Origin of the sequence: Streptomyces sp. DSM 40868, from assembly GCF_011820545.1 — a bacterium.
In the GTDB taxonomy this organism is placed as follows: Bacteria; Actinomycetota; Actinomycetes; order Streptomycetales; family Streptomycetaceae; genus Streptomyces; species Streptomyces eurythermus.
Window position 1 is genome coordinate 5429014 of record NZ_CP050504.1, and the last position, 21229, is coordinate 5450242.

The following is a 21229-nucleotide window of genomic DNA, read 5'->3' on the forward strand; positions in this document are numbered from 1 at the left end:
CGGTAGAGGGAAGCCCGGCCCGCATTCTGGCCGACTGCTTGATTTCCGGTGAACTACGCGTGGCAATGCGGTGAACCACGCTGTTTTTTCACCCGAACGCGCGCCGGTTCGCCTTACGGCGATGTGCTGTTAACCGTTTGTTGTATTCCGGTTGGGCGGTTCCTCTCCCACGCTTCCTAGCGTCTTCGACGTGCCAGTAAGTGCTACGAAGTCCCTGCGGGTCGCCGTCCTCGCGGACTCCGACACCCGGTGGAAGTGGGGCGCGCTCACCGCGCGCCGGCTCACTCCCCCGGCTGCCGAGGTCCGGCTCGACGGCTACCTCCTGCGCGGACGCGCCACCCCGACCGCCCGCCAGCTGGAGGAGGTCGGCGTCCGCGCGGACTCCCTGCGCGAGGTCACCGGCGTCGAATTCCTGCGCGAGATGGGCGAGGCGGCGCCCGACGTCCTCGTCCTCGCCCTGGTCGGCGGCGGCGTCCAGGCGATGCTGCACGGGCTGCGCGCCGCCTGGGGCTCCGGGAAGCGGCCCGTGGTCGTCACCGGCTACGTCGGCGTCGTCTACGAAAAGCTCGCCGACGGACTGCTGCTGCGGCACGGCGCGGACCTCGTCCTCGCCAACTCCCGCCACGACGCCGACCGGTTCCGGGCCGTGTACGAGGGCGTGGGCGCCGACGCCTCCGCGGTCACCGAGGTCGCGCTGCCCTTCCTCGGCGGGGCCCCGTACACCGGCGAACACGACCCGTACACCGTGGTGTTCGCCGCGCAGCCCTCCGTACCGGACAACCGCCGCGACCGCACCTACCTGCTGGACCGCCTCATAGACCACGCCCGCCGCCACCCCGAGCGGGACGTGCTGCTCAAGCTGCGCTCCAAGCCCGGCGAACACACCACCCACATCGAGGAACTGCCGTACCAGAAGCTGGCCCAGGGCAAGGACCTGCCCGCCAACTTCCGCCTGGTCTACGGCCACATGGGCGAGGTGCTCGACCGCACCGACCTGCTGGTCACGGTCAGCTCCACCGCCGCCCTGGAAGCGCTGCACCGCCGTATCCCCACCGCCGTCCTCACCGACCTCGGGGTGCGCGAGGTGCTCGGCAACCACCACTTCACCGGCTCCGGCTGCCTCGCCTCCTGGGACCAGCTGGACGCCGGGCACCGGCCGGTGCCCGACGAGGAGTGGGTGGCCCGGCAGGGCGTCGCCGCCGACGGCTCCTACGCCACCGCCTTCGACGCGGCCCGCGAACGCATCGCGAAGCTCCTCGTCCGGCCCGGCGGACTGCCGCCCCTCGCCCCCTACTACACCCCCGAGACCGCGCCCGGCTATCTGCCCGGCATCCTCGCCCGCCACCACCTCGGCCCCGACGGCGTCCCGCTGCCCGGCGCGCCCGCCGCCGACAGGTCGCCCGGCCCCGTCCGGCAGATCGTGCGCCGCGCCGCCCGCGGCGCCTACCGGCACGGCGTCCAGCGGGTCGCCCCCGTGATCCGGCGGATGGGCGAGCTGTGACCTCATCGCAAGGAGTAGAGCCCATGTCCCACTCGGAAGCGGACCCGGGCGCCTCGGTCCGCCGGGTGCTCGCCGTCATCCCCGCGCGCGGCGGCTCCAAGGGCGTACCCGCGAAGAACCTCGCCCCCGTCGGCGGTGTCCCGCTGGTGGCCCGCGCGGTCCGCGAGTGCCGGGCCGCCCGGCTGGTCACCGACGTCGTCGTGTCCACCGACGACCAGGCCATCGCCGCCGCCGCCCGGGAGGCCGGCGCCGAGGTGGTGCTGCGGCCCGTCGCGATCGCCGGGGACACCGCCACCTCGGAGGCCGCGGTCCGGCACGCCATGGACACCCACGAGGCACTGCACGGCGCGGCCGTCGACGCGGTCCTGCTCGTGCAGTGCACCAGCCCCTTCCTGCTGAGGGAGGACATCGACGGGGTGGCCGCCGCGGTCGTCGAGCACGGCGCCGACACCGCCGTGACCGTCGCCCCCTTCCACGGCTTCGTCTGGCGCGAGGGCGACACCGAGGCCGAGGGCGGGACGGGCGTCAACCACGACAAGTCCTACCGGCCGCGCCGCCAGGACCGCCCCCAGGACTTCCTGGAGACCGGCGCCGCCTACGCCATGGACGCGGCCGGCTTCCGCACGCACGGCCACCGCTTCTTCGGCCGCACCGAACTGGTCCGCACCGACCCCGCGCGGGTGCTGGAGATCGACGACCCGCACGACCTCGCCCGGGCCCGGGCCCTCGCGCCGCTGTTCGACGCGGGCCGCCCCGGCGCACTGCCGACCGCCGCCGACGTGGACGCGGTCGTACTCGACTTCGACGGCACCCAGACCGACGACCGGGTGCTGATCGACTCCGAGGGACGGGAGTTCGTCGCCGTGCACCGCGGCGACGGCCTCGGCGTCGCGGCCCTCCGCAGGAGCGGCCTGAAGCTGCTGATCCTGTCCACGGAACAGAACCCGGTCGTCGCCGCCCGCGCACGCAAGCTGAAGATCCCCGTGCTGCACGGCATCGACCGCAAGGACCTCGCGCTGAAGCAGTGGTGCGAGGAGCAGGGCATCGCGCCGGAGCGCGTGCTCTACGTCGGCAACGACGTCAACGACCTGCCCTGCTTCGCCCTCGTGGGCTGGCCCGTGGCGGTCGCGAGCGCTCACGACGTCGTACGCGGCGCCGCACGCGCGGTCACCACCGTCCCCGGCGGTGACGGCGCGATCCGGGAGATCGCCAGCTGGATCCTCGGCCCCTCTCTCGATTCCCTCCCCAAGTAAGGACACCCCCTGATGAGCACCCACTCCCGTCTGCGCACCTTCGGTACGCGCGAGGTCGGCCCCGGCAAGCCCGTCTACATCTGCGGCGAGATCGGCATCAACCACAACGGTGAGCTGGAGAACGCCTTCAAGCTGATCGACGTGGCCGCCGAGGCCGGCTGCGACGCCGTGAAGTTCCAGAAGCGCACCCCCGAGATCTGCACCCCCCGCGACCAGTGGGACATCGAGCGCGACACCCCCTGGGGCCGGATGACCTACATCGACTACCGCCACCGGGTGGAGTTCGGCGAGGACGAGTACCGGCAGATCGACGCGTACTGCAAGGAGAAGGGGATCGACTGGTTCGCCTCCCCGTGGGACACCGAGGCCGTCGCCTTCCTGGAGAAGTTCGACCTGCCCGCCCACAAGGTGGCGTCCGCCTCCCTGACCGACGACGAGCTGCTGCGCGCCCTGCGCGCCACCGGCCGCACGGTCATCCTCTCCACCGGCATGTCCACCCCCAAGCAGATCCGCCACGCGGTGGAGGTCCTCGGCAGCGACAACATCCTGCTCTGCCACGCCACCTCCACCTACCCGGCCAAGGCCGAGGAGCTGAACCTCCGCGTGATCAACACGCTGGAGAAGGAGTACCCGAACGTCCCGATCGGCTACTCCGGCCACGAGACCGGCCTGCAGACCACCCTCGCCGCGGTCGCGCTCGGGGCGACCTTCGTCGAGCGCCACATCACCCTGGACCGCGCCATGTGGGGCTCCGACCAGGCCGCCTCCGTGGAGCCGCAGGGCCTTCAGCGCCTGGTCCGCGACATCCGCACCATCGAGGCCTCCCTCGGTGACGGAGTCAAGAAGGTCTACGACTCCGAGCTGGGCCCGATGAAGAAGCTGCGCCGGGTCCCCGGTGTCGTCGCGGACGCCGAGATCGCCGCGGCGGCCGGCGAGCCGGTCACGGTGTGAATCCAGGTCACTGACGACGGGACGGTCGTACGCCGATGAGCCCCCGCGCCGGTCAGGCCGGCCACCCCGCCCGCACGCTCGCCTTCGTGGAGAGCCCGGTGCAGCTGCTGAACGTACTGGAGTGGGCCCACCTGCACGCCGCCCGGACACCGGTCGGCACGCGAGCAGAGGAGGGAGCGGACCACGCCGCGCCACCGGGCACCGGCGGCGCGGGACGGCCGATAGCGGCCGGGGCGAGCGGCACCGACCCGGCCACGGCGGCCGGAGCGGGCGGTGTGGACGCGGCGGCGGGTCCGGACGCGGCGGGCCGTCCCGTCGGCACGGATCCGGACACGGCGGACCGTCCCACCGGCACCGACCCGGACACGGCGGGCCGTCCCGTCGGCACCGATCCGGACACGGCCGCCTGGCCGGGCGGTGTCGATCCGGCCACGGCCCTGATGCCGGGGCAGGCCGCCCCCGCCCCCGTACCGGCCCTGCCCGCATCCGCCGCGCTCGGCGCGGTGCCCGCGCAGTCCCGGCGGGCCGCGGGCCGGCCGGCGCTGGGCCGGCGGACGGCGGGGGACCGGGCGCCGGCGGCCGGCGCGGACCTCACCGTCGTCGTGCTGGCGCCGACCGACCCCATGACCCGGGGCCAGCTGCGCCGCATGGCCGACCTGGCCCGGGAGGAGGGGTACCGGGTGCGCTGGGAGGAGGCGCGGGGCGGCACGACCGCGCCCTTCCACACCATCGGCGGGCTGGCGGGCGTACTGCGCCGGGCCGGCCGCATCGTCATGGGGGACCCGTTCTCCCGCTACGTACAACTGCTGCTGACGATCACCCGGGCCAAGGACCTGGTCGTGGTCGACGACGGCACCGCGACGATGGAGTTCGTCGCCCAGCTGGCCCGCGGCGAACGCCTGGTCCGCTGGCACCGCAAGGGCGGCCGGCCCGGCGCCCGCGACCTGCTCTTCGCGCCGGTCTCCTCCTCCGCCCGGCGCCGCCTCACCCCGAGCGCCCGGCGGCGCGTCGAGGTGTTCTCCTCCATGCCGGTGTCCGAGATCCCGGACGGCGTCACGGTCACCGCCAACGACTTCGCCTGGACCCGCGCCCGCTTCGGCCCGCCCGCCGTCACCGCCGGCGCCGACATGGTCGGGACCTCGCTGGTGGAGACCGGGGTGGTGGACGGCGAGCGCTATCTGGAGGCCGTCCGCACCCTGGCCAAGGCGCACGGCGCCACCCGCTACTTCGCCCACCGCCGCGAGCACCCCGACAAGCTGCGCCGGCTGGCCGCCGAGACCGGCCTGGAGATAGTGCGCCCGGAACTCCCGCTGGAGCTGATCGCCCGGCGCGGACCCGTCGGCCGGACGATCCTCAGCTTCCCCTCCACGGTCGTCCACACCCTCCCGCTGGCCCTGGCCGGCACGGGGGTGCGCGTGGCGGTGTGCGACATCGACCCCGCCTGGCTCACGGACACCGCCTCCCCACGCGCCCAGGGCTTCCTGTCAGGGGTCACCGGAACGGCCCGGGACGTGCACCGGCTGGCGGCGGTGAGCCCCGCCTAGCCGGAGCCCCCGGACGGCGGGCCGCACAGGGTCGAGCACCTCCGGCGGCCCTGGCCCGGGCAGGACCTGCCGGGACCCGGCCCGTCGTGATCCGGTTCGTGGACACGGCGCGCGTGATCCCGTCGAGGCGTGGTATGCGTGGAGGAGGAAAACAAGGGTTTTACCCATCACAGTCCGACGCCATGCGTCCGCCGGTCAGATTTACGTCCCCTAACGGACTGAACTTTCGTCATTCCGGGGGTAGTTGATCAGTGGGCGTCCTACCCTTCAGAGGGTGAAGCAATTGATGTCCCAAGAGTCCGAGTCCGGCCTTTCGGGGGATGTGCTCCCCGGCGTGCTGAGCGAGTCCCTGCACGCCGAACTCGTCGCCTTCCGGCGCGACTTGCACATGCACCCCGAGCTGGGCAACCAGGAGTTCCGTACGACCGCCGCCATCAAGGAACGGCTGGAGCGGGCCGGGCTCAGGCCCCGGGTGCTCGCGTCCGGGACCGGACTCGTCTGTGACATCGGGCTCGCGGACGGGGAGCGGCCGGAGGAGCCGCTGCTCGCGCTGCGCGCCGACATCGACGCGCTGCCCATCCCGGACACCAAGGACGGCTGCGCGTACCGCTCGACCGTGCCGGACCGGGCGCACGCCTGCGGTCACGACGTGCACACCACCGTGGTCCTCGGCGCCGGGCTGGTCCTCGCCGACCTGCACGCCAAGGGCCTGCTGCCGCGCCCGGTACGGCTGGTCTTCCAGCCCGCCGAGGAGGTGCTGCCCGGCGGTGCCCTGTCCTCCATCGCCGACGGTGTGCTGACCGACGTCGGCCGGATCCTCGCCGTGCACTGCGACCCGAGGGTGGAGGCCGGGAAGATCGGGCTGCGGCACGGGGCGATCACCAGCGCCTGCGACTGCCTGGAGGTCGCGCTCGACGGCCCCGGCGGCCACACCGCCCGCCCGCACCTGACCACCGACCTCGTCACCGCCGCCGCCCGGGTCGCCGTCGACGTGCCCGCGCTGATCGCCCGCCGGGTCGACACCCGCGTCGGCCTCGCCCTCACCTGGGGCCGGATCGAGTCCGGGCACGCGCCGAACGTGGTCCCGCAGCACGCGGAGCTGTCCGGGACCGTGCGCTGTCTGGACCTGGAGACCTGGCGGCAGGCCCCCGACATCGTGCACGCGGCCATCGACGAGGTCGCCACCCTGCACCGGGCCAAGTCCGAGATCACCTACGTGCGCGGGGTGCCGCCGGTCGTCAACGACCGGCAGTCCACCGAGCTGCTGCACCGGGCCATGGTCGCCCGGCGCGGCACCAAGTCGGTGGAGACCACCCAGCAGAGCCTCGGCGGCGAGGACTTCTCCTGGTACCTGGAGCACGTGCCGGGCGCGCTGGCCCGGCTCGGCGTGCGGCGCCCCGGCGAGCACCGGGTCCGCGACCTCCACCAGGGCGACTTCGACGCCGACGAGCACGCCATCAAGGTGGGCGTGGAGATGTTCACCGCCGCCGCCTTCCTGGACGCGGCCACGGCGGAGAGGTGACGGGAGGCCCCCCGACGGACAGGCCGGACGGTCGGTGCCGGGGTGGCCGGGCGGCCCCCCGGAGCCGTTCCTCCCTCCGGCGCAACACGGACGCAAGCCATTCGCACACGCACGGCGACCCGGCTCGTATACGACCCGGAGCCCGAGTTCAGACGGTGTTTGCCTCGAATCGATAACGGCTTCGCGAGAGGGTTTTTTGCGACATCTACGCGCGTTACGATGCCGCGAAGCCGACGCCGAAGGGGCGACTCGGCCGGAGCACTGACATGGTGCTCCCATCAAGCGCCGACATGGCGCTCAGGTCAGGTGAAGGAGCCTTCCCGTGCGCCGGGTAGCCAAGCTTTCTGCTGCGTGTATCGCGTCCGCAGCTCTCGCCGTGACTGCCACTGCCTGTGGCAGCACCTCCTCCGAGAAGGAGACCTCCTCGTCCTCCGGTGGCGGCAAGGGGGTCAAGGTCGGCCTCGCCTTCGACGTCGGCGGCCGTGGCGACCGCTCCTTCAACGACTCCGCCGCGCGCGGCGCCGACAAGGCGAAGGCCGAGTTCGGCGGCGAGATCAAGGAGCTGACCGCCAAGACCTCGGACACCGAGGCCGACCGCGAGCAGCGCCTGTCGGACCTCGCGGAGGCCGGCTACAACCCGATCGTCGGCATCGGCTACGCCTACGCCGCCTCCATGACCAAGGTCGCCGCGAAGTACCCGAAGACCAGCTTCGGCATCGTCGACTCGGTGGTGGACGGCAAGAACGTCAACAGCATCACCTTCACCGAGGAGCAGGGCTCCTACCTGGCCGGTGTCGCCGCCGCGCTGAAGAGCAAGTCGAAGCACGTCGGCTTCATCGGTGGTGTCGACGTCCCGCTGATCAAGAAGTTCGAGGCGGGCTACATCCAGGGCGTCAAGGACACCGACCCGAAGATCAAGGTCGACACCCAGTACCTGTCGCACGGCTCGGACACCTCCGGCTTCGCCAGCCCCGACAAGGGCAAGGAGGCCGCGCAGGGCATGCTGGACAACGGCGCCGACGTCGTCTACACGGCGGCCGGCTCCTCCGGCAACGGCGCCATCGAGGCCGTCGCGGGCAAGAAGGGCGCCTGGGCGATCGGCGTGGACTCGGACCAGTACAACGTCCCGGGTCTGGCCAAGTACAAGAACTCGATCCTGACCTCGATGGTCAAGAACGTCGACCTCGGCGTGTACGACTTCGTCAAGTCGATCCACGACGGCAAGCCGCTGAGCGGCACCCACACCTACGCGCTCGCCCAGGACGGCGTGAAGCTGTCCCCGAGCGGCGGCTTCATCGACGACATCCAGGCCAAGCTGGACGAGGCGAAGAAGAAGATCGTCGACGGCTCCATCAAGGTCAAGACCACCCCGTGACCTGACGGGTCCGCTCGGACCCCGGCTCGGCGGGGGGCCTCCCCAGCCCCCCGCCGAGCCATAACAATGTGTCAACTCTACGCGTGTAGCGCGGAGTTGCCGCGCTAGCGTCGCCGACGCCTGCCCCCTCCCCGCAGCCTCTTTCCCCGAGGAGAGTGCGCCATCAACGCGTCCAGCCCGCCCGCTGCCGTCGAACTGCGCGGCATCACCAAGCGTTTCCCCGGCGTCGTCGCCAACCGCGACATCGACATCACCGTACGCACGGGCACCGTCCACGCCCTGTGCGGTGAGAACGGTGCCGGCAAGTCCACCCTGATGAAGATCCTCTACGGCATGCAGCAGCCGGACGAGGGCACCATCACGGTCAACGGCGAGCAGGTCGTCCTGCACAACCCCGGCGACGCCATCGCCCGCGGCATCGGCATGGTGCACCAGCACTTCATGCTCGCCGACAACCTCACCGTGCTGGAGAACGTCGTCCTCGGCGCGGAGAAGCTGCACGGCATCGGGGGCCGGGCCCGCGCCCGGATCAAGGAGATCTCGGACGCGTACAGCCTGAACGTCCGGCCCGACGTCCTCGTGGAGGAACTGGGTGTCGCCGACCGCCAGCGCGTGGAGATCCTCAAGGTCCTCTACCGCGGCGCCCGCACCCTCATCCTCGACGAGCCGACCGCCGTGCTCGTGCCGCAGGAGGTCGACGCGCTCTTCGACAACCTGCGCGAGCTGAAGGCCGAGGGCCTCACCGTCATCTTCATCTCCCACAAGCTGGGCGAGGTGCTGTCGGTCGCCGACGAGATCACCGTCATCCGGCGCGGCACCACCGTCGGCACCGCCGACCCGCGCACCACCACCCCCAAGCAGCTGGCCGAGCTGATGGTCGGCAGCGAGCTGCCCAGCCCGGACACCGAGGAGTCCACCGTCACGGACGTCCCGATGCTTCAGCTGGCGGGCCTGCACCTGACGCAGACCGGCCTCGACGGCATCGAGCGGGTCATCCTCGACGAGATCTCCTTCACCATCCACAAGGGCGAGGTCCTCGGCATCGCCGGCGTGGAGGGCAACGGCCAGTCCGAGCTGGTCGAGGCGATCATGGGCATGCGGCAGCCCGACGCCGGCGTCATCACGCTCGACGGCACCGACATCTCGGGCGCCGCCACCCGCGACCGCCGCCTGGCCGGCATCGGCTACATCCCCGAGGACCGCCACCGCCACGGCCTGCTGCTGGAAGCCCCGCTGTGGGAGAACCGCATCCTCGGCCACGTCAGCGAGAAGCCCAACTCGCGCGGCGCGCTGCTCGACATCAAGGCGGCCCGCGCCGACACCGAGCGGATCGTCGAGTCGTACGACGTCCGCACCCCCGGCATCGACGTGACCGCGGCCTCGCTGTCCGGCGGCAACCAGCAGAAGCTGATCGTCGGCCGCGAGATGAGCCACAACCCCAAGCTGCTGATCGCCGCCCACCCCACCCGTGGTGTGGACGTCGGCGCCCAGGCGGCCATCTGGGACTACATCCGCGAGGCCCGCCGCGAGGGCCTGGCCGTACTGCTGATCTCCGCCGACCTGGACGAGCTGATCGGCCTGTCCGACACCCTGCGGGTGATGTACCGGGGCCGTCTGGTCGCCGACGCCGACCCCGCCACCATCACCCCCGAAGAGCTGGGCTCCGCCATGACGGGTGCGGCCACCGGCCACCTGGAGCACACAGAGGACGACGAGCGATGAACAAGCTGACCTCACGCATCGACAAGGAGCGGCTGGCCCTCGGCATCGCCGCGCCGCTGCTGGCGGTCGTCGCCGCGCTCGTCGTCACCGCCCTGGTGATCCTCGCGACCGGCAAGAACCCCGGCGCCGCGTTCAGCGACATGATGAGCTACGGCTTCGCCAGCGACAGCCAGGTCTACATCCTGAACAAGGCCACCACGTACTACCTCGCCGGTATCGCGGTCGCCGTCGGCTTCCGGATGAACCTGTTCAACATCGGTGTCGACGGCCAGTACCGGCTCGCCGCGTTCATCGCCGCCGTCCTCGGCGGCGCGCTGGCCGTGCCCGGCTGGATCGCCATCCCGCTGATCATGATCTGCGCCATGGCGACCGGCGCCCTGTGGGCGGCCATCGCCGGTGTGCTGAAGGTGACCCGGGGCGTCAGCGAGGTCATCGCGACCATCATGCTGAACTCCATCGCCACCGCCGTCATCGGCTATCTGCTCCAGCCCGAGCGGCTCGGCGAACTCCAGCAGGGCGGCACCCTGGTCTCCACCGAGCCGCTGCCGTCGTCCTCGTTCTTCTTCAGCATCGACACCGGCCCGGCCGGTGTGCTGGACGGCTTCATCGTCGTCGCCGTGATCGTCGGCCTCGCCTACTGGTTCGTGCTCGGCCGCACCCGGTTCGGCTTCGACCTGCGCACCGTCGGCCAGTCCGAGAGCGCCGCCGCCGCGAGCGGTGTGTCGGTGAAGCGGATGGTCGCCACCAGCATGATCATCTCGGGTGCGGTGGCCGGTCTGATCGGCATGCCCACGCTGCTGAACGAGAGCCACCAGTACGACAACAGCTTCCCCACCGGGATCGGCTTCACCGGCATCGCCATCGCGCTGCTCGGCCGCAACAACCCGATCGGCATCGCGCTCGGCGCCCTGCTCTGGGGCTTCCTGGAGCGCACCACCAACCACCTGGAGTTCCAGGGCTACGACAAGGAGATCCTCGGCGTGATCCAGGGCGTCATCGTCCTGTGCGTCGTGATCGCCTACGAGGTCGTCCGGCGCTACGGCCTCAAGCGCCAGCAGCAGCGGGTCGGCGCGGAACTCGCCGCCCAGGCCGCCGCCCCGACGAAGAAGCAGGAGGTGGCGTGATGACTGCCACGATGACCGACACGCCGCCGCCCGCGGCGCCCAAGGCACCCGGCGCCCCCCAGCGCTCGGGCCGCTCCCTCGGCCAGGTCCTCATGATCGTCGCCGGCGCCCTGCTGCTCCTCGCGGCCGTCCGGATGATCACCGACTCCAACCAGCTGGACTCCTCCGGCCAGGTCGCCGCCGCGCTCGGCCTCGCCGTGCCGATCGGCCTCGCCGGACTGGCGGGCCTGTGGTCGGAGCGGGCCGGCGTGGTCAACATCGGCCTCGAAGGCATGATGATCCTCGGCACCTTCGGCGCCGGCTGGGTCGGCTGGCAGTCCAGCCCCTGGCTCGGCCTGCTGTGCGGCGTCGGCTTCGGCGTCCTCGGCGGCCTGGTGCACGCCGTCGCCACCATCACCTTCGGCGTCGACCACATCGTCTCCGGTGTCGCCGTCAACCTGCTCGCGCTCGGTGCCACCCAGTACCTCGCCAAGCTGTTCTTCGCCGACGGCACGGCGGCGCAGGAGGGCGGCAACCCCAAGCAGTCCCCGCCCGCGGACTCGCTGCCCGACGTCACCGTCCCCGGCCTGTCCGACGGCCTCGCCTCCCTCGAGAAGCACCACTGGTTCCTGGTCTCCGACCTCGCCGGCATCGTCGGCGGCCTGGTCACCAACCTGTCCGTGATCACGATCGTGGCCGTGCTGCTGTTCGTCGGCAGCTGGTGGCTGCTGTGGCGCACCCCGTTCGGGCTGCGGCTGCGCTCCTGCGGTGAGAACCCGGTCGCCGCGGAGTCCCTCGGCGTCAACGTCTACCGGTACAAGTACGCGGCCGTCGCCGTCTCCGGCGGTCTGGCCGGCCTCGGCGGCGCCTTCCTCGCGCTGGTCACCTCGCACACCTACCTGGAGGGCCAGACCGCGGGCCGCGGCTACATCGGTCTCGCCGCCATGATCTTCGGCAACTGGCGGCCCGGCGGGCTGGCCATGGGCGCGGGCCTGTTCGGCTACTCCGACGCCCTCCAGCTGCGCAACGGCGGCGTCACCGTGCACGCGCTGCTGCTGCTCCTGGTCGTCCTGCTCGCGCTGCTGGCCGGCTGGAAGCTGTACAAGAAGGCCGTGGTCCAGGGCGTGGTCAGCGCCGTCATGGCCGTGCTGGTGCTGGTCTGGTACCTGCTCACCGACGAGGTCCCGAGCGACTTCGTGGGCGCCACCCCGTACGTCGTCACGCTCCTGGTGCTCTCGCTGTCCGCGCAGCGGCTGCGGATGCCCAAGGCGGACGGCATGCGCTACCGGAAGGGGCAGGGCAAGTGACCCGGCACGACGGCACCTTCGACTGGGAGCCGCTGCGCGCCCGGGCGCGTGAGGCCATGTCCCACGCCTACGCCCCCTACTCGGGCTACCCGGTCGGGGTCGCGGCCCTGGTCGACGACGGCCGCACGGTCACCGGCTGCAACGTGGAGAACGCCTCCTACGGCGTCGGCCTGTGCGCCGAGTGCGGCCTGGTCTCCGAGCTGCAGCGCACCGGCGGCGGCCGGCTGACGCACTTCACCTGCGTCGACGGCGCCGGCGCCCTGCTGGTCCCGTGCGGCCGCTGCCGGCAGCTGCTGTACGAGTTCGGCGGCCCGGACCTGCTGCTGGACACCCCCGCGGGCGTCCTGACGCTCGCCGAGATGCTGCCCCAGGCCTTCGGCCCGGACCATCTCACCCAGTAACGCCGTACGGCCCCCCTGCCCCGTCCGCAGGGGGGCCGCACATTTCGCACCTCCCGGAAGGAAGCCCCAGCCATGGCCATGGACGCCATCTCCGTCATCCGTACCAAGCGGGACCGCGGCGAGCTGACCGACCAGCAGATCGACTGGGTCATCGACGCGTACACCCGCGGCGAGGTCGCCGACGAGCAGATGTCCGCGCTCGCCATGGCGATCCTGCTGAACGGCATGAACCGCCGTGAGATCGCCCGCTGGACGGCGGCCATGATCGCCTCCGGCGAGCGCATGGACTTCTCCTCGCTGTCCCGCCCGACGGCCGACAAGCACTCCACGGGCGGCGTCGGCGACAAGATCACCCTGCCGCTGGCCCCGCTCGTCGCGGCCTGCGGGGCGGCCGTGCCCCAGCTCTCCGGCCGGGGTCTCGGCCACACCGGCGGCACCCTGGACAAGCTGGAGTCCATTCCCGGCTGGCGCGCCCTGCTCTCCAACGAGGAGATGCTGAACGTCCTCGACACCACCGGCGCGGTGATCTGCGCGGCCGGTGACGGCCTGGCCCCCGCCGACAAGAAGCTCTACGCGCTGCGGGACGTGACCGGCACGGTCGAGGCCATCCCGCTGATCGCCTCCTCGATCATGTCCAAGAAGATCGCCGAGGGCACCGGCTCGCTGGTGCTGGACGTCAAGGTGGGCTCCGGCGCCTTCATGAAGACCCTCGAGGACGCCCGCGAACTGGCGTCCACGATGGTGGGCCTCGGCACCGACCACGGTGTGAAGACGGTCGCGCTGCTCACGGACATGTCCACCCCGCTGGGCCTGACGGCGGGCAACGCGCTGGAGGTCCGCGAGTCCGTGGAGGTCCTGGCGGGCGGTGGCCCGGCGGACGTCGTGGAACTGACGCTCGCGCTGGCCCGGGAGATGCTGGACGCCGCCGGGCTGAAGGACGCCGACCCGGCGAAGGCGCTGGCCGACGGCTCGGCGATGGACGTCTGGCGCCGGATGATCGCGGCCCAGGGCGGCGACCCGGACGCCCCGCTGCCCACGTCGAAGGAACAGCACGTGGTGAAGGCCCCCGCCACCGGCGTCCTGACCCGCCTCGACGCCTACGACATCGGCATCGCCGCCTGGCGCCTGGGCGCCGGTCGCGCCCGCAAGGAGGACCCGGTGCAGGCGGCGGCGGGCGTCGAACTCCACGCCAAGCCCGGCGACCGGGTGACCGAGGGCCAGCCCCTCCTCACCCTCCACACCGACACCCCGGACCGCTTCGAGTACGCCCTCCAGGCCGTGGCGGGCTCCTACGACATCGCTGCCCCGGGCACCACCTTCCAGCCCACCCCGGTGGTCCTGGAACGCATCGCCTGACCTGCGGTTTCCCCATTCGGGTGAACGGGACCGGTGGACCTGCACCGGTCCCGTTCGGCATGCTGGGATCGGTGACGCACCGATAGGAGACCGCCATGAGCGCACTCACCGTGAGCCACGACGCCGAGCAGAGCTGGGACGACCTTGTCCGGTTCTGGGAGGAGATGGAATGGCCGGAGGGCAGCAAGGTGGAGATCATCGAGGGGATCGTCACCGTGTCACCTTCTCCAGCGCCACGTCACAACGTGATCGCGGAACAAATCCAGCGTCGCCTCTACCCCACGATTCCCGACGATTTGGGCATCTACCAGACCGTGGCCATCGCCGTGCCCTCGCGGCTGGGCATGCTCATCCCGGACCTGTTGGTGGTGCCGGTGCAGGCTTGCCGGGATGCGGATTCCCACGTTCCCGCCGCCCTCGCCGAACTCGTCGTAGAGGTCACCTCCAGGTCCAACGCCCGCCACGACCGCGTCAGCAAGCCGGCCGCCTACGCCACCGCGGGCATCCCGCTCTACCTCCTCGTCGACCGGTGGGCCCCCGGAGGCCCCACCGCGACGCTGTACGGAGAGCCGAAGGGCGAGGTCTACCGGGTGCTGTCCGCCGTGAAGTTCGGCGATCCGATCAAGCTGCCTGAGCCGTTCGGGATCACCATCGACACCGGCGAGTTCCCCGTGGACTGACGTCCTTCACCCGGGGCGGCGATGAGTTCCGGCCGCCCCGGCGGTCTATTCGCACGTGGATGCCAAGACACCCGCCCCCGTGCTCGTGCTGACCGGTCCCGTCCGTCCCGGCGAGGTGGCGGGGTGGTGTGCCCGCGTGCGGGAAGCGCTCGCGGGCCGCGCGGGCGGGGTGGTCGTGTGTGACGTGGGCGGGCTCGGGCAGCCGGGGCTGGCGGCCGTCGATCTCCTCGCCCGGTTGGAGCTGACCGCCCGCCGGGCCGGCGGGCGGATACGGCTGCGGGACGCCTCTCCCGCGCTAGTCGCCCTGCTGGACCTGCTCGGCCTCCGCTTCCAGACGGAGGGGCAGACCGAAGAGCGGGAACCACCGCTGGGTGTCGAGGAAGCAGTGGAAACCGGTGATCCGGCCGGCTGAGATCTCCAGCACCTGCACCGCCCACGGCGTGAACCCGCCGTTCTCCGGGTCCGGCTTGTAGTGCGCGAACGCCGGCAGGCCGTTGGCCTGGACCGGCACCAGCCGGGACCCGGCGCAGGAGGCGCCGATGGTGGTCATGAAGCCGGTGATGTCGGCCGTGCCGCGCAGCCACAGGTCGAACGGCGGCATCGTCATGATGGCGTCCTCGTGCAGCAGCGCCGTCAGCGCCGTCATGTCGTAGCCCTCGAACGCCTTGACGTACCGCTCCAGCAGCCTCTGCTGCTCCTCGTCCAGCGGATCGGACACCGCCCCCTCGAGCCCCGCGTCCGCCCGCTCCGCGAGCGTGGCCCGGGCCCGCTGCAACGCGCTGTTCACCGAGGCCACCGAGGTCTCCAGCAGCTCGGCCACCTCGCTCGCCTTCCACGCGAGCACCTCGCGCAGGATCAGCACCGCCCGCTGCTTGGGCGGCAGTTGCTGGAGCGCCGCCATGAAGGCGAGCCGCACCGACTCCTTGGCGACCGCCGCCTCCGCCGGGTCCGCCACGGCCGGCAGCACCCGCGCGTCCGGCATCGGCTCCAGCCAGGTGTGGTCCGGGCGCGGGTTGAGCGCCGCCTGCGCGAGCGGGGTGGCCTCGGACAGATCCATCGGCCGGGCCCGCTTGTTGCCCGCCGACAGCATGTCCAGGCAGACGTTCGTCGCGATCCGGTACAGCCACGACCTGAGTGAGGAACGGCCCTCGAACTTCTCGTGGTTCCGCCAGGCCCGGACCAGGGTGTCCTGCACCGCGTCCTCGGCCTCGAAGGAGGAGCCGAGCATCCGGTAGCAGTACCCGGTCAGCTCGGTCCGGTGCTTCTCCAGTGCGACATCGAGGTCCGTCGTCGCCGTTCCGTTGCCCATCGTCCACCCGCCCCTGTGGCCGTCCCAGTGGCGCTCCGTCGCGCCCCAGCACCTCGGAAGCTACCGCAGCCCACTGACATTGACCGCCGGAGTCGGAAAATGCCCGCCGCGTGAAGGCGCCGTGGAGGCCGCTCGGTGCCCGGAGGCCACCGTGCGGGGCGGTCTCAGTGCGCCGTGGCCCGTACGGAGGCCCGCGCGGGGTTCGCCACCGACCGCCGTGCCGCCACGGAACCGAGCACGGTGATCGCCACCACGCCCAGCACCGCCAGCAGGCCGACGCCGACCGTGCCCGCCCAGCCGCCCGTGCGGAAGGCCAGCGCGCCGACCGTGCTGCCCACGCTGGAGCCGATGTAGTACGCCGACTGGTACAGCGCCGAGGCCTGGGCGCGGCCGTGCGTGGCCGTCTTGCCGACCGCCGAGGAAGCCACCGCGTGCCCGGCGAAGAAGCCCGCCGTGATCAGCACCAGGCCCAGCAGGACCAGCGGCAGCGACGCGGCCAGCGACAGCAGCAGCCCCGCCGCCGTCGTACCGCCCGCCAGGTACAGCGCGCCCCGGCGGCCGAACCGGCCCACCAGCCGGCCCGCGGCCGAGGCCGACACCGTGCCCACCAGGTACACCAGGAAGATCGAGCCCACGATGCCCTGCGGCAGCCCGAACGGCGCCGCCGTCAGCCGGTAGCCGATCACCGTGTAGACCCCGCCGAACACCGTCATGAACAGCGCGCCGATCGCGTACAGCCGGCGCAGCAGCGGGTCGGCGAGGTGGCCGCGGACCGTGCCGTACAGGACCCGGGGCCGCAGCGAGCCCGGCGTGAAGTGGCGCGGGGCGGGCAGCAGCAGCCGGAACGCCACCGCGCACGCGACCGCGAGGGCGCCGATGACGCCGACCGAGACCCGCCAGCCCCACTCCTGCGCGACCCAGCCGGTGATCACCCGGCCGCTCATGCCGCCGACACTGTTGCCCGCCACGAACAGCCCGATGGCGGTGACCAGCGCCTTCGGCCGGACCTCCTCGGCCAGGTAGGCCGTGGCCGAGGCCGGCAGACCCGCCAGCGCCGCACCCTGCACGCCCCGCAGCACCACCAGCGCGCCGATCGACGGCGCGAAGGGCACCAGCAGACCGACGGCGACGGCGACGGCCAGCGAGGCCGTCATCACCGTACGGCGGCCGAACCGCTCCGACAGGGCGCTCATCGGCAGCACGAACAGGGCCAGCCCGCCGGTCGCCGCCGCCACCGTCCAGCTCGCCTCGCTCGCCGCGACCCCGAACTCCCCGGAGATCAGCGGCAGCAGCGCCTGGGTGGAGTACAGCAGGGCGAAGGTCGCGACCCCGGCGAGGAAGAGGGCGAGGCTCATCCGGCGGTAGCCGGGGCCGCCCGGAGTCATACGGGAGTCGGAGCCGATGGCGTCGGAGCCGGAGGAGCCGGGAACGGGAACGGACGGTACGGCGCCCACGCTGGTGGACGCCCCGGTACTGGCGGGAGACATGCCTCGACGGTAAGGACGACGCGGCTCATGCGTCCAATGCATGGAACGGTCATAATCGTTCCCATGGCGCATCAGCAAAGCTCACAGGCCCGGCTGTCACCGTTCAGTGACACAGAAGACATGGCGCTGTTGCTGGCGCCGCGCCTCGCCTACTTCGCCGGGGTGGCCCGCACCGAGCACGTCACCCGGGCCGCGCAGGAGCTGAACGTCCCCCAGTCCACCCTCTCGCGCGCGATGGCCCGCCTGGAACGGGACCTGGGCGTCGAGCTGTTCGCCCGGCACGGCCGCACGGTCTCCCTGACCACCGCCGGCCGCACCTTCCTCGCCTCCGTCGAGCGGGCCCTCGCCGAGGTCGAACGGGCCGCCGAGGAGGTCCGCGCGGACGCCGACCCGGCCACCGGCAAGGTCGCCTTCGGCTTCCTGCACACCATGGGCGCGGAGACCGTACCCGGCCTGCTGCACGCCTTCCGCGCCGACCACCCGCGCGTCCGCTTCAGCCTGGTCCAGAACTACGGCGAGGCGATGCTGGAGCGGCTGCGCGCCGGCGAGCTGGACCTGTGCCTCACCTCGCCGGTGCCCGACGCCCCCGACCTGGTCGCCCGCCGCCTGGACGAGCAGAAGCTGCGCCTGGTCGTCCCCGCGGACCACCGGCTGGCCGCCCGCCGCCGCATCCGCCTGGCCGAGGCGGCCGAGGAAACCTTCGTCACCCTGGAGCCCGGCTACGGCCTGCGCCGCATCACGGACGACCTGTGCCGCCAGGCGGGCTTCCGGCCGAGGGTCGCGTTCGAGGGTGAGGAGGCCGAGACCCTGCGGGGCCTGGTCGCGGCCGGTCTCGGCGTGGCCCTGCTGCCCCCGCCGACGGTGCCCCGCCCCGGCGTGGTCGAGCTGACGGTGACGGCCCCGCGAGCGGCCCGGGAGATCGGCGTGGCGTGGCTCGCCGACCGCCCGGACACCCCGCCGGTGGCGGCGTTCAAGAAGTTCCTGCTGTCGAGAAGGGGCAACCTGCTGCCCTGAGGACCCCCAGGGCCCTGGGAGTCCTCAAGGTCTTGAGCGGCTTTCCCGGTCGCGGGGACCGAAGGGGAAACCCGGTGGCCGCCGCGCGCCGGCTGTCGGTACCGTCGGCCCCGGCAGGCCGCACGACCGGCCGCCGTGACGAGGAGCGCTGCCGATGACCAGCCCGCGAGCGACGACGACCCTGTGGCGCCCCACCGGCCCCAGGGAACTGGAGCTGGTGCGCGAGCTGGACTGGCGTGCCTGGCCGCCCCGGCTTCCCGAGCAGCCGATCTTCTACCCGGTGCTCCACGAGGAGTACGCCGTGAAGATCGCGCGCGACTGGAACGTCAAGCACGACGGCGCCGGCTTCGTCACCCGCTTCGACGTCGACTCCGGCTTTCTGCGCAGGTACCCGGTCCGGCAGGCCGGCGGACGCACGATCCTCGAACTGTGGGTCCCGGCCGAGGAGCTGGACGAGTTCAACGCCCACATCGTCGGCCGGATCCGGCTGGTGCACGAGTTCCGCTGAGCCCCGCCCGGCGCTACCGCCGCAACGACCGCCCGAACCCCGCCGCCAACGGCATCCGCAGACCGATCGGCGGGGGAGCCGCCAGGGCGTCCTCCACCGGCCGGGAGACGGGGTGCCCGAACAGGGCGCCCAGGACGAAGTCGGCGGTCAGGGCGATGACTTCGGAGCGGTGGCCGTGCAGTGCGTGGCCGTCGGAGTGCACCTCGAAGCGGCACACCTCGCGGTTCGCCTTCTTCGCCCGCGCCGCGTAGCGGAAGGACAGCTCCGGGTCGGTACGTTCGTCGTTCGTGCCGTGGGCGATCAGGACCCGGCGGCCCACCAGGTGCTTCACCGGTTCGGCGGGAGCGGCCATGTCCTCCTCGGGGAGCCACGGAGCCAGCGCCACCACGGAGTTGACGGCCTCGTGACCGCCGGAGCGCAGCGCCGCCCGGCCGCCCATGTCGACGCCGACCAGGCACACGGGGACATCGCCGTAGCGGCGTACGACCTCCTCGGCGGCCCACTCGGCGTCCGCCGCCAGATGCGCGTCGCCGCCGTTCCAGCCCCGGTAGCGGTAGCGGACGAGGTGCACCGCCAGCCCCTCGGCGCGGCCCGCGCGGGCGAGGGCGCGGCCCAGGGAACGGATCAGGGAGAGAGGCCGTACGGGGGATGGCCGGCGGGTGGAGACCTCCTGGCCGTCGGGGAGCAGCAGCACCGCTCCGCACACCGGTGTCGGCGCCGGGCCGACCGCCTTTCCCAGCCTGGCCGTTCGTACCGGCGTCGCTTGCTGTCCCATGACAGAACAGTGTCAGAAGGGGCGGTATACGAAACCCGTACGGCGGGTCACCATTGCGTATCGGCGGAAAAGCGCCGGAGACAATGCCGTACACCGGGCGCTCTACGCGCGTAGGAGTTAGAGTGCGGAAATGACGAGCCAGACCGCACCGAAGGGGGCCGTCCCGGCGGCCGTTCCGGCCCGCGTTCCCACGCCGGACCAGATCCGCCGGGAACCCAAGGTACTGCTGCACGATCATCTCGACGGCGGCCTGCGCCCCCGTACCGTGGTCGAACTCGCCCGGGAACGCGGTTATGCCGGGCTGCCCGAGACCGACCCGGACCGGCTGGGCGGCTGGTTCCGGCAGGCCGCCGACTCCGGGTCCCTGGAGCGGTATCTGGAGACCTTCCGGCACACCGCCGCGGTGATGCAGACCCGGCAGGCCCTGGTCCGGGTCGCCCGGGAGTGCGCCGAGGACCTGGCCGCGGACGGGGTCGTCTACGCCGAGGTGCGCTACGCGCCCGAACAGCACCTGGACGCGGGACTGACCCTTCAGGAGGTGGTCGAGGCCGTCGACGAGGGGTTCCGGCAGGGCGAGCGGCTGGCCCGGGAGGCAGGGCACCGCATCCGGATCGGTGCCCTGCTGACCGCCATGCGGCACGCGGCCCGCTCCCTGGAGATCGCCGAACTCGCCAACCGCTACCGGGACTCGGGCGTGGTCGGCTTCGACATCGCCGGTGCCGAGGCCGGTCATCCGCCCACCCGGCACCTGGATGCCTTCGAGTATCTGAAGCGGGAGAACAACCACTTCACCATTCACGCCGGTGAGGCCTTCGGGCTGCCCTCCATCTGGCAGGCGATCCAGTGGTGCGGGGCCGACCGGCTCGGGCACGGGGTGCGGATCGTGGACGACATCGACGTCCACGAGGACGGCTCGGTCACGCTCGGCCGGCTCGCCTCCTACGTGCGGGACAAGCGCATCCCGCTGGAGCTGTGCCCCACCTCCAACCTCCAGACCGGCGCGGCCGCCTCCTATGCCGAGCACCCGATCGGGCTGCTGCGCCGGCTGCACTTCCGGGTCACCGTGAACACCGACAACCGGCTGATGTCGCACACCGGCCTGAGCCGGGAATTCGAGCACCTCGTCAACGCGTTCGGTTACACGCTGGACGACCTCCAATGGTTCTCCGTCAATGCGATGAAATCGGCGTTCATTCCTTTCGATGAAAGATTGGCGATGATCAACGAGGTCATCAAGCCCGGATATGCCGAGCTGAAATCCGAATGGCTGTTCCGGCAGACCGCGTCCACCAGCGGTTCCGGCCGTGCGGAGGGCGGACCGCCGTAGGCCGGACGGGTGGGGAACACGGGTGCGTTTTCCCGCGGTGTCCGTATTTCGGTGTTTGCGGTGGGTGGTGCCCGGTGTTTACGGTCGTGGACCG

Annotated in this window: 19 protein-coding genes; 16 read left to right on the forward strand and 3 right to left on the reverse strand. The window is 72.0% G+C overall.

All coding sequences use genetic code 11. From position 1 onward, the window contains the following. The first annotated feature begins 190 nt into the window (after window positions 1–190). From HB370_RS24895 to HB370_RS24955, 13 genes are all read left to right on the forward strand, one after another. Entirely contained in the window at window positions 191–1501 is a 1311-nt protein-coding gene (locus HB370_RS24895; RefSeq protein ID WP_030789578.1) for a DUF6716 putative glycosyltransferase, read from the forward strand. A gap of 23 nt (window positions 1502–1524) precedes the next feature. After that, entirely contained in the window at window positions 1525–2754 is a 1230-nt protein-coding gene (locus tag HB370_RS24900; protein WP_030789582.1) for an N-acylneuraminate cytidylyltransferase, read from the forward strand. A gap of 12 nt (window positions 2755–2766) precedes the next feature. Next, window positions 2767–3705, forward strand: coding sequence for an N-acetylneuraminate synthase family protein (locus tag HB370_RS24905; protein ID WP_030789585.1), 939 nt, complete (start codon window positions 2767–2769; stop codon window positions 3703–3705). Between the two features lie 440 nt (window positions 3706–4145). After that, window positions 4146–5249, forward strand: a complete 1104-nt coding sequence (locus tag HB370_RS24910; RefSeq protein WP_244406047.1) for a hypothetical protein — start codon at window positions 4146–4148, stop codon at window positions 5247–5249. A gap of 286 nt (window positions 5250–5535) precedes the next feature. Continuing rightward, window positions 5536–6771 carry an amidohydrolase gene (locus HB370_RS24915; protein WP_030789590.1) on the forward strand — a complete coding sequence of 412 codons (1236 nt, stop codon included), beginning with the start codon at window positions 5536–5538 and terminating at the stop codon, window positions 6769–6771. A 322-nt stretch (window positions 6772–7093) separates the two neighbouring features. Next, window positions 7094–8146 (forward strand): BMP family ABC transporter substrate-binding protein, encoded by a 1053-nt coding sequence (locus HB370_RS24920; RefSeq protein ID WP_030789593.1) that lies wholly within the window; start codon window positions 7094–7096, stop codon window positions 8144–8146. A 162-nt stretch (window positions 8147–8308) separates the two neighbouring features. Continuing rightward, window positions 8309–9868 (forward strand): ABC transporter ATP-binding protein, encoded by a 1560-nt coding sequence (locus HB370_RS24925; RefSeq protein ID WP_244406048.1) that lies wholly within the window; start codon window positions 8309–8311, stop codon window positions 9866–9868. Beyond that, window positions 9865–10992 (forward strand): ABC transporter permease, encoded by a 1128-nt coding sequence (locus tag HB370_RS24930; RefSeq protein ID WP_030789598.1) that lies wholly within the window; start codon window positions 9865–9867, stop codon window positions 10990–10992. Before HB370_RS24925 ends, HB370_RS24930 begins: the two co-directional genes overlap by 4 nt. After that, window positions 10992–12278 carry an ABC transporter permease gene (locus HB370_RS24935; RefSeq protein ID WP_030789602.1) on the forward strand — a complete coding sequence of 429 codons (1287 nt, stop codon included), beginning with the start codon at window positions 10992–10994 and terminating at the stop codon, window positions 12276–12278. Before HB370_RS24930 ends, HB370_RS24935 begins: the two co-directional genes overlap by 1 nt. Continuing rightward, the gene (locus tag HB370_RS24940; RefSeq protein ID WP_030789604.1) at window positions 12275–12679 is read left to right on the forward strand and encodes a cytidine deaminase; all 405 of its coding nucleotides are present in this window, start codon (window positions 12275–12277) and stop codon (window positions 12677–12679) included. The genes HB370_RS24935 and HB370_RS24940 overlap by 4 nt, the downstream gene beginning before the upstream one ends. Window positions 12680–12751: 72 nt before the next feature. Continuing rightward, window positions 12752–14035 carry a thymidine phosphorylase gene (locus HB370_RS24945; RefSeq protein ID WP_030789607.1) on the forward strand — a complete coding sequence of 428 codons (1284 nt, stop codon included), beginning with the start codon at window positions 12752–12754 and terminating at the stop codon, window positions 14033–14035. 95 nt (window positions 14036–14130) lie between these two features. Beyond that, a complete protein-coding gene (locus HB370_RS24950; RefSeq protein ID WP_030789609.1) occupies window positions 14131–14715 on the forward strand; it encodes a Uma2 family endonuclease in 585 nt (194 codons plus the stop codon). Window positions 14716–14770: 55 nt separating this feature from the next. Then, entirely contained in the window at window positions 14771–15127 is a 357-nt protein-coding gene (locus HB370_RS24955; protein ID WP_157855635.1) for an STAS domain-containing protein, read from the forward strand. Here HB370_RS24955 and HB370_RS24960 read toward each other — a convergent pair. Together HB370_RS24960 and HB370_RS24965 are read right to left on the reverse strand one after the other, a co-directional pair. Next, entirely contained in the window at window positions 15011–16024 is a 1014-nt protein-coding gene (locus HB370_RS24960; protein WP_030789611.1) for a sigma-70 family RNA polymerase sigma factor, read from the reverse strand. The two genes, HB370_RS24955 and HB370_RS24960, sit on opposite strands and share 117 nt — an antisense overlap. A gap of 164 nt (window positions 16025–16188) precedes the next feature. Further along, window positions 16189–17511 carry an MFS transporter gene (locus tag HB370_RS24965; protein ID WP_030789613.1) on the reverse strand — a complete coding sequence of 441 codons (1323 nt, stop codon included), beginning with the start codon at window positions 17509–17511 and terminating at the stop codon, window positions 16189–16191. A 63-nt stretch (window positions 17512–17574) separates the two neighbouring features. Here HB370_RS24965 and HB370_RS24970 point away from each other — a divergent pair, with 63 nt between their 5' ends. Beyond that, window positions 17575–18525 (forward strand): LysR family transcriptional regulator, encoded by a 951-nt coding sequence (locus tag HB370_RS24970; RefSeq protein ID WP_037702724.1) that lies wholly within the window; start codon window positions 17575–17577, stop codon window positions 18523–18525. A gap of 154 nt (window positions 18526–18679) precedes the next feature. After that, on the forward strand, window positions 18680–19033 hold the full coding sequence (locus tag HB370_RS24975) for a hypothetical protein (protein WP_030789617.1): 354 nt from the start codon (window positions 18680–18682) through the stop codon (window positions 19031–19033). Between the two features lie 13 nt (window positions 19034–19046). On the opposite strand, the gene HB370_RS24980 is transcribed toward HB370_RS24975, so the two are convergent. Then, window positions 19047–19808 (reverse strand): alpha/beta hydrolase, encoded by a 762-nt coding sequence (locus tag HB370_RS24980; protein ID WP_030789619.1) that lies wholly within the window; start codon window positions 19806–19808, stop codon window positions 19047–19049. Window positions 19809–19938: 130 nt separating this feature from the next. On the opposite strand from HB370_RS24980, the gene HB370_RS24985 reads away from it, so the two are divergent. Then, window positions 19939–21135: an adenosine deaminase gene (locus tag HB370_RS24985; RefSeq protein ID WP_030789621.1), complete on the forward strand. Its 1197-nt coding sequence runs from the start codon at window positions 19939–19941 to the stop codon at window positions 21133–21135. The last annotated feature ends 94 nt before the right edge of the window (window positions 21136–21229 follow it).